Genomic DNA, 13,245 nt, shown 5'->3' with positions numbered 1-13,245 from the left:
GCTATGATAAAAGTAATAGTTCAAACTGATGGGAGGGGGCGTGTCGGGTGCGTAAGATCCGTTTTGTCGGCCTTGTAGTGGTCGTACTTATGTTGTGTCATTTAACATTTTTATCTGCAAAAAAGGTAATCGAAGCCGACGCGCACCTACCTGGTGAGATGGGGATGGCGGGTGAAGACCGGCACAGGCTCGTGCTGATTACTCAGGATACCCGGACGCCGTTTTGGGACAAGGTAGCAAAGGGTGCAAAGCGGCAGGCAGAAGAAGAGGGTGTGAGCCTTGAAGTATGGGGAAGCTTCGGGAAAAATCAGGAGGAGTTCCTGAAAAATATTGAAATCGCCATTCAATCGAAGGTCGATGGGATCCTGATCCAGGGGACGGATACACCTGATTTCAAGGAGCTCACAAAGGTGAAGGCTTCCTTCAACGGGATTCCTGTCATAACGGTCGCCAACGATGTTCCGATGGAGGAGAGCTTGCGCCGTACATATGTAGGGTCTGATCAATATGAAGCAGGGAAACTGGTGGCAAAAGAGCTTCTCCGTAAAATGGGGGATAAGGGAAAGATTGTCCTCATGGTGGATCGTGATCAGGAATATTATCAAAAAGAACGGATCAGGGGCATCCGCGATGTGATGAAGGGATACCCCTACATAGAACTGGTGGACGGTGAAACAGGAAGGGAACGGGATCAAATCATCACAACAACGAGGGATGTCATGAACCGCTACCCGGATATCGATGCGTTCATCTCTGTCAATGCAAGTAATCTCGGGGCCATGATCGATGAAATAAGTAAGCGCTCTCAAGAAGAATCGTATTTCATTTATTCCTTTGATGATGGACCGGAATCGTTGACCCTATTATCACGGGGGATGATTGACGGTGTGGTGGAGCAGGAGCCGGAGAAAATGGGCGAAATGAGCGTCCGTCTCATGGAAGAGTGGCTGAATGGGGATACCGTCCCCCTTGACGAGAAAGGGTATCTGACCGATTTGAAGATGTTGAAAGTGGAGAAGGACCAATGACAAACATCCAGAAAAAAATCCTTACCCTCACCACGGTGGTCATGATCATCATGTCCGCCATCTGGCTCGCCCTGACTTACTATAATTATAGGACACATGAGGAATACAATGAGATTCTCAAGCGCTATCTGAACATGAATGAAGTATCAAGGGCAAGTCAGCAGGTGGTCACCGACTTGAATAACTACATGGTCGACACCAATGACAAAACCCTTAAACAACTGGAGAAAAGCAAGGAAGGACTTGAATCGACCAAGTCCGGTGTCTATTCCCTGCGAAATCGGGATAACGACTTTACCTTGACCAACTATCTTAACCTGATTGATAGTCTGGTAGAAACGACGGACCGATTGATCCTGTTCCAGAAAGAACGGGATGCCGAAGCTTCTGCACAGGAGTTTGCCGAGGCAAACCGGATATCAGGCTATATTTCTGAGATGACCCTGACCCTCATCGACAAAGAATTGACGACGTACAATGTGATGTACAGGGGAATCATGGAACAGTCAGCGGAGGTCATCAAGCTTGGGATTTGGGTGCTCCTTCTCATTACTTGTCTGCTCCTGATCGCTTCCTATTGGTTCTCACTCGGGATTACGCGTCCGGTCTTTCAGTTGACGAGAGCCGCAAATGAACTGTCAAAGGGGAATTTCAGTCGGCAGGTAAAGGTAGAGGGAAGCGATGAAATCGCCTTTTTGGCGAAGACCTTCGACCGCATGAGGATCAATATTAATAATCTGATCTCGGAAATCAAGCAGAAAGCGGCACTGGAACGGGAACTTCAGGAAAGTAAGCTCCTCTTGCAGGAAAGCCAGTTTAGAAGCCTCCAGAGTCAGATCAATCCACATTTCTTATTTAATACGTTGAATACCCTTTCGAAGAAGGCGTACTTGGAAGGATCAGAGGAAACGAGCGACCTCCTCGTGAGTGTGGCGGGGATCCTCCGTTATAATCTGAAACGACAGAACAGGTCTGTTACCTTGAGGGACGAAATTCATGTACTGGAACAATATATGCATATTCAAAAAGCACGTTTCACTGATCGATTGCAGCTTCATATGGAGGTCGATGAAGCCTGCATGGACGTTCCAATCCCGGCACTGACCCTGCAGCCCATCGTGGAAAATGCCGTCATACATGCGGTGGAACCGAAAGAGGATGGGGGGACGATCTGGTTTCGTGTCCGTGAAGAAGACAGTATCATCCTGGTTGAGATACAGGATGATGGCGTGGGGATGTCACGTGAGAAAATGCGGCAGATCCTCCAGGAAGAAGGATCCCGTGAAGGCCATTCAACAGGGATTGGCTTTAGCAATGTAGTAAAGCGGCTTCAATTATTTTATGGGTTTGAAGATGTCCTCCGGATTGAAAGTGAAGAGGGCAAGGGTACTAAAATTTCGCTGAGGATTATAAGGGAAGGAGCAGGTGTGGATGATCAAGCTTCTCATAGTGGATGATGAGCAGTTGGAACGTGAAGGAATGCAGACGATTTTACAGAAGAATTTTCCCGGACTTGACATTCAGCAGGCAAAGAACGGGATGATGGCTGTGGAGAAGGCAAAGGAATATTCTCCCGATCTGATTTTGATGGATATTAAAATGCCTGTCATGAATGGTCTTGAGGCTATGGAAATCATCAACGGGGAACAGCCCCATATCAAATTCATCATGGTGACGGCCTATGATACCTTTTCGTACATGAAGGCAGCCATCAAGCTTGGTGTCAAGGACTATATACTGAAGCCCAGCAAAGCTTCTGAGATCGTGCATACAATCAGCAAGGTGCTCGAACAGATTGAACAAGAGCGTGAACGGCATGTAGAAACCTTGCATCAGAAGGAAAAGTGGCAAAAGACACAGAGGCTGGTTGAAACCGATGTGGTCACCCAGCTATTATTCGATCACGTCCATGAAGTTCATGTCGATATGCTCATGGACATGCTCGAAATCCCTTCGTCAGAGGAAATGTTCGTGATGGTCCTGCACCTTCCTGAAGGAGGAGAAATACAATACTCAGCCATCCGGAAGAAAGTGTTACAAAGTGGATGGACCGGGGCGTTATACGGCAGGCAGCTCCCCATCATCGTGTTCAGGCAGCCTGCGACCACCTACAGGTCCCAGGCAACCCTCTTGGCAAGGGAATTACTTTCACTTGCTAAAGACAATGAAAAGGAATGGTTCATCGGAATCGGAAAGGTATATCATTCATTGGATCAAGTGCGTCATTCCTATCAGGAAGCGATGCTTGCCACTGTCGATACACTGGTGAAAAAAAAATACCGCTTTTTCGAAGAAATCCCCCTGGAGCCCGGAAAACGGAAACAGGCCATGATGGATCAGAAGGACTTAATGGAAAAAATCAGACTGGGGAAGTGGGATCAGGTGCATGCCCGGATCATGAATTCTTTCACATTATTGGAGAAAGAACGGACGCCCCTCGTTTACACCCAGCAACGGACCCTCGAGGTACTGTGGATGATTTCCCGGACCTTGAGTGAATGCGGGGTCGAAACAGCCACGCCTCTTTTCGCGGTACAGCCAATGGATTATCGCCAGTTGCGGGAAGAGACCGAACGGCTCCTAAGCGGGATGAAGGACTCTTATACAGAACGCTTCAACCGGATGGAGAGCGATACATTTCAACAAATCAAACAGTACATCCAAGATCATTCCCATCAAGACATATCATTGGATACCCTCGCACAAAAAGTGAACCTGAGCCCTATTTATATTAGTAAGATGTTCAAGGAGAAACAAGGGGTCAACTACATCGATTTCCTGACGGAGTGCCGTATGGAGAAGGCGAAAACGCTGCTCAGTGACATGGAGAAAAGCATAAAGGAAATCACATTCGAAGTGGGATACCATGACCCGAATTACTTCAGCAAGGTCTTTAAGAAAATGACCCATTATTCTCCAAAAGAGTACCGAAAGACATTGCTTGGCCAACATGCATGAAGGGGAAGAGACACCATGGTGCATTGGAAGAAACGGATAAACATAGGCTGGATAATGATCATCGTGCTGATACTGACTGCATGCGTGCAGAGGGATCCCGTCGAACAGGTGCATAAGGAAGAAGAGAATACCCCTCCCGACGTCGTGAAAATCGGATTCTCAATGGATACACTTGAGGAGGAACGATGGGTGAGGGACCGTGATCTATTCAAACAGGCAGTCGAAGACCTGGGGGCGGAAGTGGAGATCATGGAGGCAAGAGGGAACGATGCCCTTCAAGTCCTTCAGGCAGAAACGTTGATCAGTCAGGGGATCGATGTGCTTGTCATCGTCCCTTATAACGCGGAAGCCGCGGCGGCCATTGTGCAGAAAGCCCATCGAGCCGGCATTAAGGTGGTTTCGTATGACCGGCTTGTGAAAAACGCCGACATCGATCTGTATATCTCATTTGATAACGAACGGGTAGGGGAGCTCCAGGCAAAAGCCCTTACAGAACGTGTCCCTAAGGGGAAGTATGTGTACATTGGAGGGGCCGATACAGACTACAATGCCCACCTGATGAAAAAAGGGGTCTTCAGCGTATTGGATTCTCTAATTGACCAAGGGGATATCCAGATCGTCTATGATCAATGGACAGATAACTGGCTGCCCGGGAACGCCTATTCCAATATGAAAGAGGCACTGACAGTCAACCACAATGAAATAGACGCGGTTATTGCGGCCAATGATGCAACCGCCGGAATGGCATTGAAGGCACTGGAAGAAGCAGGCCTCGAAGGGAAAGTCCCCATCGCCGGACAGGACGCAGAGCTTGCCGCTGCCCAAAGAATCGTTCGCGGTACCCAAACGATGACCGTCTACAAACCGATCAATACCCTTGCCCGTGAAGCGGCATCCCTTGCCATCGCACTCGCCAAAGACGAATACATCGACACCGATAAAAAAATCAACAATGGTAAAATCGAAGTCCCATCCGTCCTCCTTGAACCCATTGCCGTAAATCGGGACAACCTTGACCGCACCATCATCGCGGATGGTTTTCATTCAAAGGAGGACGTTTATAAGTAATCCTGTGCGAGAAAAGCATCCGAAATATCGGGTGCTTTTATTTTATTCTTTTTATAGGAAAACACTGTGCAATCGTACCTCTCGTCAAGAAAATGGGAAGAACCCTGCAAAAATAGTACTTTCATAATTTTTCCAATTCAATTATACTCAACATAAACGAATGGAATGGGGGATGGGGAAATCGTGCGAAAAATGGCTTTTATGTTCCTGACAGGTTCTTTACTCTTTGCAGGCTGTTCAAATTCAGAACAAGCAGATGCCTACACCGTGAAGGAAGCGACTGACAATGGTGACACGCTGGTCGATGAGGAAGGGGAAGTAACCAACCTGGACAAACTACTGCGTTTTGTAGATGGGGTACAGGAGAAGAAAGAGTCTGAAGTGACGGTATCGAACTTCTTCAACAACCAGATAAGTGTGAATGAAATCTCGTTCGATGGAAATAAAGTCAATTATCTTTTAAAGACCGGAACCGGGGAAGAAAAGAGAAGTGCGGTTTGCGAAGGAATTGAAGAGAGGAGCGGATTCATCTCTTTGCAGGGGTGCGACGGCGAAGAGGAATCCATTGGGATCGTGCAGGTCTCGGAATATAAAATAAATAAGGCCAGGGCTTCCATGAAAGACTGACTGGCAGCATCCATATCCTTTAGATAAGAAAGGTTACTCCCCAGAGAGTAACCTTTTATACATTTGCTTGGTGGAAGAAGCTTTACTTTGCGCTACTACGTTCGTCAGAGTTGAATCAAGCGATAAGGAGAACGATCTTATCCTTACCGGCCTCCCGTCCAAAACTTCAAATGATTGGACTGTCCACGACAATAGGCATCATACCCTTCGTTTTTATGGGTATCATAGCAATCCCCTGTTAAGTACCCTTGTGAAAAATATCTCTCCTTAATACTGCCCACGATGACAACTCCCATCATGAATGAAAAGGGAATCAAGACGAATAACCAAACCATCAGCACAACCTCCTTTTTTAATAGGAAAAGCAGGTGAACTTCCAACTCTTGTCATATCTATTACTATCGTATCATATATGATATGGAAAAATATAGATAATCATTCTGGGTAAGGCATTCCTTTTGTCCTCCGCATACCTCAAGATATTACCGAATATGATTTTTAACAGGACGGTCCTATCCGTAGGCCATCTGGTATATAATGAATCTATCACCCTCAGGAGGTACATATGAAACAGCAAAACTATGAAAATCACAGCAAGGTCGATCCGGTGTTTCATGTAGGGATCGCCCTGTCAGCCCTTGTCACCCTTATTTTGACGATTATATTTTTCGTGAAGAATGTGGGCACGGAGACATTGCTTAGCTTTATTCTTCTCCTAGTCGTGATCACATTGATCCTGGTCGGGGTGAGGCTCCGGACGTATGCCCTTCAGGTGCAGGACCGTGTTATCCGTACGGAAGAGCAATTCCGTTATTATCGGTTAACAGGTAAAGACCTTGACGGCCGGCTATCCCTGAAGCAGATCATCGCACTCAGGTTTGCTCCGGATGAAGAATTTCCGGTGCTGGTCGAACGGACACTGGCGGAAAACTTAACACCCAATGACATTAAAAAAGCTGTGCAGAACTGGCGTGCAGATCATCATCGTGTATAAACAACAAGGATTGGACCGCTCATTCATGGGCGGTTACGTTTTTTTAGAAGGAGGCTCGTTATGCCGAACGAAATCATGGTGGATGTGAAAGAGTTAGTGAAAAGATATGGTTCCTTTACGGCCGTGAAGGGAGTCCGTTTTCAGGTGGAGAAGGGTGAAATCTTCGGATTGCTCGGGCCGAACGGGGCCGGGAAGACGACGACGATCGAGATGCTCGTGGGACTCCGGAAGCCGGACGCGGGGACGGCAACCTTAGCGGGATTTGACGTGAAAAAAGATGTGAATAAAGTAAAGGAAGTGATCGGGGTCCAGCTTCAGTCGACCTCACTGTTTGAACTGCTCAAGGTGGAGGAAATCCTTCATTTGTATGCGAGCTTTTATCCGAAGAATGTGGACATCGATCAACTGATTGAGGACATGCTGCTGACGGAGAAGCGGAAGGACCGGATCAAGGGACTTTCCGGCGGACAGAAGCAGCGTCTGGCGATTGCCCTGGCACTGATTCATGATCCGAATATTGTGTTCCTAGATGAACCGACAACGGGACTGGATCCTCAGGCAAGGAGGACGCTTTGGGATATTGTGCTTCGACTCAAGGAGAGGGGAAAGACGGTGATCCTGTCGACTCACTATATGGATGAAGCCCATGTTCTCTGCGACCGTATCGGCATCATGGACCAGGGGGAGCTGATCGCCCTCGATACGCCGACGAATCTTGTGAAAACGTTGCAGTCAACGAGTACGATCGAGTTCCATTTGGACAATCCTCCTGAGCAAGTTTGGTTTATGAAGATGGATGGAGTGGAAGAAGTAGCGATCAAGGATACCTTCGTCCAGCTTTACACCGATGAGCTGCAAAGGGCGTTGACTTCCCTGATTACCTTGTCGACAGAGCATGATTTGAAAATCGAGGACCTCCAGACGCGTCAGGCGACGTTAGAGGATGTCTTCATTCATATGACAGGAAGGAGGCTGCGGGAATCATGAGAGCGTATTGGCAGCTGACACTGGCACAATTGCGGATTTTTGCACGAAACAAACAAGTATTATTCTTCACTCTTCTCTTCCCGGTCATCCTGATGGTGGCCCTCGGTTCATTCGCAGGGGGAGGGGACTCGGTTTCGCTCTCGGTAGGGATGGTCGACAATGATCAAACCGGTGCCTCAAAGGATTTAAAGGACTTATTCTTAAAAAATGATGGAATCGAAACAGCAAAATTTGACGACATCAAAACGGGGAAAAAAGCCGTGAAGAACGGTGATATCCAGCTTCTGATCACAATTCCGAAAGGATACAGTGAAAACGTGAAGGCACGGGAAGAACCATTTTCGATTCCCGTTTACTATAACGAAAAGAACCTGGCAACCGCTGAGCTTGGACTTACGGTTGTGAATGGGATCATCGATCAATACAGTAAGGACCTTGTCGATTACAAGCCTGTCGTGACGGTGGAAAAAGTGGGAATCGAAGCATTGAACATTCGCTATGTCGACTTCCTTGTTCCCGGGATTGTCGCCATGATGATCATGAGCAACAATATGAACGGGGTGGCCGGTCAGATCTCCGCTTGGCGGGAGCGTGGAATCCTCCGCCGTATGCAGGGGACGAGACTGAAGGCCTCTACCTTCATCGCGGCTCAGATCACGGCCCGCCTGATGCTAAACGGGACGCAGGCACTCCTGGTCGTATTGATTGCCGATCTTATTTTTGACATCAACGTGGCAGGCTCGTGGCTTGCGATGATATTCTTCATCATTCTCGGGACCCTGGCGTTTATGTCCCTCGGCTTCATCATTGCGGGGATGGCGAAGAATCCGGAAAGTGCGGGTCCGATTGCGGGCTTCGTGACGTTCCCCATGCTGTTTCTAGGCGGGGTGTTCTTCCCGATCAACGATATGCCGGACATCATCCAGCCCATCGTGAAGGTCTTGCCGATCGCTCACCTCAGTTCCGCACTGCGGGAGACGATGAATCTCGGGACACCGTTCCTGGAGCTTGGGATGGAGACACTGATCCTTGGAGCGTGGCTCGTTGGTGGGTTTGCGTTGGCTAGTTATGTGTTTAAGTGGGAATAGAAAAAAAGTCCAATCGGATCAGCCCGATTGGACTTTTTTCATGCCCTCTTCTCCAAATCCTTTGCCGTCTCACTCATCTCCACGTCGCTTCCTTCTTTATAGGTTCCGAACAACACATCGACAAATGGGGTGGAGACCCCGTACCAATAGTTCTCATTCTTATAATGATGGAGGATATGGGTCTTTTTAAGCCAGCGACCGAACCGTGTCTTCGGCTTCATTGGACGGTGTGCGACATAGTGCTTCCATTCGTATACAAAGAACATGAAGAGAATCCCGGTGGTGAAAGCAAGGGTGAAGGACATCGAACCGGTCAGGAAATAAAATAACAGACACAGGACAAAGAGGTTGGGTGCGCTGTACCAGATCGGCAGAAAGAGGAGCTTCAAGTCATTCGGCTTCTTATGGTGATCATAGTGCAGGCGTTTGATTAAGTTCAGTAAAAAAGGGTTCTTCGGTGACTTGATGTGAAAGAGGAAGCGGTGGGTAAGGTATTCACTGAACATGTAGGTGACGATCCCGACGGCAAAAAATAACAAGCTGAATAGGGAAAGCTCCATCGTGAATAAAAATCCGAGTACCATTAGAAAAATACCTACCATTACTAAAATATCAAAGTGTAAAAAGAAATCCCGATACAATCGATTCTTTTTCATCCTTCCTTGCCTCCATCCATTTTTTGTTTCCATAGACGTATGCTTGTTTCCATCATGTCCCGGATGGTTTGCCCGGCTTGTTGGATGTCCCCGGCCAATATCCATTCCAGAAGTCTGTTGTAATAGTCACGTGAAGCGTTCCTGTGTTCGGATTCCGAGAAGTATTTCTCTGCCATCCTGATATAAATATCCTTAAAGCTGTTCAGGATCAAGAGATAAATGGGATTCGGCGACAGCATGGCGACCCCGTGCTGAATCTGCCAGTCGAATTCCGCATAGGCATTGGCTTCGTCCGGTATGTCCTCAAACGGGGCAAAGAGGGAAACGACCTTCAGCCTGCTGTTTTCCAGGGCATCCTTGAAATAAGCCGGTGTAATCGAGACCCGCAGCTGTAGCATATGGACGATGAATTCATCCGGAATCTCCTCCTCGTGCTGAAGGATGGTGACGATCGTCATCAAGTTCCCCTGCTTCCAGTAATCATTCACGACTGAGGGCATACCCTTACGGCTGGTAATCCAGCCGTCCCGTTCCAGGCGCTGTAGAGCTTCGCGAATAGTGGGGCGACCGACTTTGTATTGGGCAGCCAATTCCCTCTCAGATTGAAGGGGTTCCTCCACCTCAAGAGATCCTGCCAAAATGGATCGTGTAATGTCCCGAGCGATGAGATCCGAAGAACGTTCTTTCATGTAGGTACCTCCTGATTGGTAATACCAATTTTTATTATGGTAATACCATTATATGATTCTAGTGTATGTATTTGTCAATAAATTCTGAAATTTAATTACGGTACTTTTCAACACCTTATTTCTTGACTCCAACTAGTTGACCCCCTAAACTATAAAATAGAATAATTAGTTTAGGGGGTCAACTAGTTGGATAAGCGGTTAATTGAAGCAGTCGAGCTGTTCGAGGATGTGATGGTATTCGGAACAGATCGGGTGCTGAAGAATGTAAAGGCTGATGTGTGGCAGGAATATTCACCTGAGCAGATTCAGGTGCTGAAGCTTGTCAATAAGAATGGTCCGCTTGCAGGGGGTGTGATCGCCGAGCTCCAGGGGGTTCATAAGAGTGCGATTTCGAACCGGTTGAAGAGGCTTGAAGAGAAAGGGCTCATCGAAATCGTAAAGGCGGAAGGAGATCAGCGAAGCAAGCTTGTATGCCTCACGGAGGATGGGCAGAGGGTCGTGACCGAGTCCGATCAAGCGGTCTATGCTTATATCGAAGACTTATTCGCCGATCACGTGAAGGACGAGGAGCTGGATCAATTCCTGACCATGTTCAGGAAAATCAGATCGATTTTGAAATTGGAGGGTGAAAAAGGATGAAATCCATCATCAAATTCAAGTGGCCGGTTACCATCGGCCTTCTTATTATAACGGTTTTATTGTTTATGATTTCGCCAAACCTGTCGAAGCAGGCAGAAGATGCTGGGACATTCCAACTCCCTGAAGATGCCGCGTCAAAGAAAGCAATGGAAATGCTGAATGACGCCGGGGCAGGTGAGGAAACAATATCTCTTGTTTATTCACTGGACGAAAAGCTGACGGATTCAGCGAAGAAAGACATTGCCTCAAATGTAGATGAACTGAAAGAGCTTGGGGACCCGGTCAGTTCGGTCCTCGATCCATTTGAAAGCAAGGAGCTGGAAGCACAGCTTGTCTCAAAAGACAAAAAGACCGTCCTTGTTCCCATCACCGTTGACGGAACACAGGAGGAAGTGGTGGAGCTTGCTGATTCTATTAAATCAGACATCCTGAAAGGTGAGTCATCCGTTTACCTGACGGGGGAAGCCATCATCAACAACGATGTCAACCTGAGCGCGCAGGAAGGATTGAAACGGACGGAAATTATTACGGTCGTGCTGATCTTTGCCCTGTTATTAGCCGTATTCCGTTCGATTGTGACCCCATTGATTCCGTTAGTGGCCGTTGGGATCACCTATTTACTCAGTCAATCGATCGTCGCGTTTTTCATCGATTGGTTCGGCTTTCCCGTATCGAACTATACGCAGATCTTCCTTGTGGCTATCCTGTTCGGGATCGGGACCGATTATTGCATCCTGTTACTGAGTCGGTTCAAGGAAGAGCTGGGTGCAGGTCAGCCCATCAATGAGGCGATCATCCGCACGTATAAGACCGCGGGACGCACGCTTTACATAAGCGGTCTCGCCGTGTTCATCGGATTCTTCGCCATCGGGTTTGCCGATTTCCCGATCTTTAAATCAGCTGTAGCCGTGGCGGTGGGGATCGCGGTTCTGTTATTAGTATTGAGCACGGTCATGCCGTTCTTTATGGCGACCTTAAAGGAAAAATTGTTCTGGCCTTCGAAGAAATCCGTTTCCCACAATGACAGTAAGTTATGGGCATGGATGGGCAAGCTTTCCGTCAATCGTCCCCTGTTGTCCATGGCAGTGGTGGCGGTTATCACCGTTCCACTTTTATTCACATACGACGATGCCCTGTCCTTCAATACGGTGGATGAAATCGGGGACAGCTATGATTCAGTAAAAGGTCTACAGGCGATTGAAGATGGATTCGGTCAAGGGGATTCCCTTCCAGTCCAGGTTCTGCTTTCAAGCGATGAGAAGCTTGTGACCGAGGATGCCGTGCCTTATGTAGAAAAATTGAGCCGTGAGCTTGCAAAAGTCGACGGGGTGAAGAGTGTACGTTCCATCACACGTCCTGCCGGGGATGCGATAGAAGAATTCAATGCGGACTACCAGCTTGGAAAGATTGCTGAAGGTGTGAACGGAGCGGCTGACGGGCTCGACCAGGCCGTAAAAGGACTCAGCCAGCAGGCAGCCTTAGCAGGTCAGGGTCAGGCGCCTCAACAGGGAGCACCAAATCCACTGGATGGATTGAACCAGATCACAGGTGGATTGAAGCAGGCCGGAGATCAACTTCAGGGGATGAGTGACAGCGAGACCATCCGCGATACCGGGTTATACTTACCACCGGGTACATTGGAAAATAAAGAATTTGCCCAGGTGATCGACCGGTATTCTTTTGGAGAAGAAAAAGGGTTGAAGCTTGAAGTTATCCTGTCCGATAATCCGTATTCACCGGAAGCCATCGACACCGTGGACCGGATCAATGAAACGACGGTACGGGTCATCAAGGATACGCCTCTTGAAGATACCGAGGTCGCCATCGGAGGAGTCTCAAGCATCAACCGTGACCTGAGTGATATTTCAACGAGTGACTTCACCCAGACGGTGACGATCATGCTCATCAGTTTGTTTGTGGTCCTGGCAATCCTGTTCCGATCCTTCATCATGCCGCTTTACATGATCGGATCCCTGCTACTGACGTACTTCACGTCTGTTGCCGTAGCTGAGTGGATCTTCGTAGAGGGACTTGGATATGACGGCATCAGCTGGGCCGTTCCGTTCTTCGGATTCGTCATGCTCGTAGCACTTGGGGTAGACTATTCGATCTTCCTCATGGATCGTTTCCGTGAACAGTCGGCAGGAGGCATGACGGTGACCGACGCCATCAAAGCATCGATGGCAAAGATGGGAACCGTCATCATTACGGCAGCCATCATCCTCGCAGGTACATTTGGGGCCATGGTGCCGTCCGGGGTACTCAGTCTTGTGCAGATTGCGACAATCGTCATAACCGGACTGCTTCTGTATGGACTGATCGTCCTGCCACTATTGATACCAGCCATGACCGTGTCCTTCGGTAATGGAGTGTGGTGGCCGTTCCGACCGAAGAAGGAAAAGTAGATGGAGAGCAGCCCGTTCTATTAGAGAGCGGGCTGTCTTTTGAGTAAAAGACTAGTTTTGGTAAAAAAACAGGCGGAATACTCTGAATTTTAGTTCGATTAATAGG

13 protein-coding genes are annotated in these 13,245 nt (G+C 48.1%); 10 read left to right on the top strand and 3 right to left on the bottom strand.

All coding sequences use genetic code 11. The features are described from left to right. Nucleotides 1–47: 47 nt before the first annotated feature. The 5 genes from BVI01S_RS02845 to BVI01S_RS02825 all read left to right on the top strand — a co-directional run bounded on the left by BVI01S_RS02845 (nt 48) and on the right by BVI01S_RS02825 (nt 5,681). On the top strand, nt 48–1,028 hold the full coding sequence (locus BVI01S_RS02845; protein WP_156477290.1) for a sugar ABC transporter substrate-binding protein: 981 nt from the start codon (nt 48–50) through the stop codon (nt 1,026–1,028). After that, on the top strand, nt 1,025–2,485 hold the full coding sequence (locus BVI01S_RS02840) for a sensor histidine kinase (RefSeq protein WP_061809159.1): 1,461 nt from the start codon (nt 1,025–1,027) through the stop codon (nt 2,483–2,485). Before BVI01S_RS02845 ends, BVI01S_RS02840 begins: the two co-directional genes overlap by 4 nt. Continuing rightward, complete coding sequence (locus BVI01S_RS02835; RefSeq protein ID WP_061809158.1) at nt 2,460–3,986, top strand: response regulator; 1,527 nt, start codon at nt 2,460–2,462, stop codon at nt 3,984–3,986. Before BVI01S_RS02840 ends, BVI01S_RS02835 begins: the two co-directional genes overlap by 26 nt. Nucleotides 3,987–4,001: 15 nt before the next feature. Then, nucleotides 4,002–5,054, top strand: coding sequence for a D-xylose ABC transporter substrate-binding protein (xylF, locus tag BVI01S_RS02830; protein ID WP_061809157.1), 1,053 nt, complete (start codon nt 4,002–4,004; stop codon nt 5,052–5,054). Nucleotides 5,055–5,237: 183 nt separating this feature from the next. Further along, complete coding sequence (locus BVI01S_RS02825; RefSeq protein WP_156477289.1) at nt 5,238–5,681, top strand: hypothetical protein; 444 nt, start codon at nt 5,238–5,240, stop codon at nt 5,679–5,681. A 143-nt stretch (nt 5,682–5,824) separates the two neighbouring features. On the opposite strand, the gene BVI01S_RS02820 is transcribed toward BVI01S_RS02825, so the two are convergent. Continuing rightward, complete coding sequence (locus tag BVI01S_RS02820) at nt 5,825–6,016, bottom strand: hypothetical protein (protein ID WP_061809155.1); 192 nt, start codon at nt 6,014–6,016, stop codon at nt 5,825–5,827. Between the two features lie 230 nt (nt 6,017–6,246). Here BVI01S_RS02820 and BVI01S_RS02815 point away from each other — a divergent pair, with 230 nt between their 5' ends. Genes BVI01S_RS02815 through BVI01S_RS02805 form a run of 3 tightly spaced genes read left to right on the top strand, consistent with a single transcriptional unit; the run spans nt 6,247 to nt 8,750 of the window. Further along, nucleotides 6,247–6,675, top strand: a complete 429-nt coding sequence (locus tag BVI01S_RS02815) for a DUF6526 family protein (protein ID WP_061809154.1) — start codon at nt 6,247–6,249, stop codon at nt 6,673–6,675. Between the two features lie 60 nt (nt 6,676–6,735). Next, nucleotides 6,736–7,662 carry an ABC transporter ATP-binding protein gene (locus BVI01S_RS02810; RefSeq protein WP_061809153.1) on the top strand — a complete coding sequence of 309 codons (927 nt, stop codon included), beginning with the start codon at nt 6,736–6,738 and terminating at the stop codon, nt 7,660–7,662. Further along, nucleotides 7,659–8,750, top strand: a complete 1,092-nt coding sequence (locus BVI01S_RS02805; protein WP_061809152.1) for an ABC transporter permease — start codon at nt 7,659–7,661, stop codon at nt 8,748–8,750. The genes BVI01S_RS02810 and BVI01S_RS02805 overlap by 4 nt, the downstream gene beginning before the upstream one ends. Before the next feature lie 38 nt (nt 8,751–8,788). On the opposite strand, the gene BVI01S_RS02800 is transcribed toward BVI01S_RS02805, so the two are convergent. Continuing rightward, the gene (locus BVI01S_RS02800; RefSeq protein ID WP_061809151.1) at nt 8,789–9,406 is read right to left on the bottom strand and encodes a sterol desaturase family protein; all 618 of its coding nucleotides are present in this window, start codon (nt 9,404–9,406) and stop codon (nt 8,789–8,791) included. Then, nucleotides 9,403–10,095 (bottom strand): GntR family transcriptional regulator, encoded by a 693-nt coding sequence (locus BVI01S_RS02795; protein ID WP_034761351.1) that lies wholly within the window; start codon nt 10,093–10,095, stop codon nt 9,403–9,405. The genes BVI01S_RS02800 and BVI01S_RS02795 overlap by 4 nt, the downstream gene beginning before the upstream one ends. A 186-nt stretch (nt 10,096–10,281) precedes the next feature. Between BVI01S_RS02795 and BVI01S_RS02790 the strand changes: the two genes are divergently transcribed. Together BVI01S_RS02790 and BVI01S_RS02785 are read left to right on the top strand one after the other, a co-directional pair. Then, nucleotides 10,282–10,734 (top strand): MarR family winged helix-turn-helix transcriptional regulator, encoded by a 453-nt coding sequence (locus BVI01S_RS02790; protein ID WP_060671363.1) that lies wholly within the window; start codon nt 10,282–10,284, stop codon nt 10,732–10,734. Then, entirely contained in the window at nt 10,731–13,139 is a 2,409-nt protein-coding gene (locus BVI01S_RS02785) for an MMPL family transporter (RefSeq protein WP_061809150.1), read from the top strand. Before BVI01S_RS02790 ends, BVI01S_RS02785 begins: the two co-directional genes overlap by 4 nt. Nucleotides 13,140–13,245 lie beyond the last annotated feature (106 nt).

Source organism: Rossellomorea vietnamensis NBRC 101237, assembly GCF_001591825.1.
Lineage (GTDB): Bacteria > Bacillota > Bacilli > Bacillales > Bacillaceae_B > Rossellomorea > Rossellomorea vietnamensis.
The sequence above is the reverse complement of the archived record's forward strand: the minus strand, read 5'-3'. Positions and strand labels throughout refer to the sequence as shown.

Excerpts from the sequence above, each read along its gene's own strand:
- BVI01S_RS02805 (WP_061809152.1), top strand. The coding sequence starts at position 7,659 with ATGAGAGCGTATTGGCAGCTGACACTGGCACAATTGCGGATTTTTGCA.
- BVI01S_RS02810 (WP_061809153.1), top strand. The coding sequence starts at position 6,736 with ATGCCGAACGAAATCATGGTGGATGTGAAAGAGTTAGTGAAAAGATAT.
- BVI01S_RS02785 (WP_061809150.1), top strand. The coding sequence starts at position 10,731 with ATGAAATCCATCATCAAATTCAAGTGGCCGGTTACCATCGGCCTTCTT.
- BVI01S_RS02815 (WP_061809154.1), top strand. The coding sequence starts at position 6,247 with ATGAAACAGCAAAACTATGAAAATCACAGCAAGGTCGATCCGGTGTTT.
- BVI01S_RS02800 (WP_061809151.1), bottom strand. The coding sequence starts at position 9,406 with ATGAAAAAGAATCGATTGTATCGGGATTTCTTTTTACACTTTGATATT.
- BVI01S_RS02840 (WP_061809159.1), top strand. The coding sequence starts at position 1,025 with ATGACAAACATCCAGAAAAAAATCCTTACCCTCACCACGGTGGTCATG.
- BVI01S_RS02820 (WP_061809155.1), bottom strand. The coding sequence starts at position 6,016 with ATGGTTTGGTTATTCGTCTTGATTCCCTTTTCATTCATGATGGGAGTT.
- xylF (WP_061809157.1), top strand. The coding sequence starts at position 4,002 with ATGGTGCATTGGAAGAAACGGATAAACATAGGCTGGATAATGATCATC.
- BVI01S_RS02835 (WP_061809158.1), top strand. The coding sequence starts at position 2,460 with ATGATCAAGCTTCTCATAGTGGATGATGAGCAGTTGGAACGTGAAGGA.
- BVI01S_RS02795 (WP_034761351.1), bottom strand. The coding sequence starts at position 10,095 with ATGAAAGAACGTTCTTCGGATCTCATCGCTCGGGACATTACACGATCC.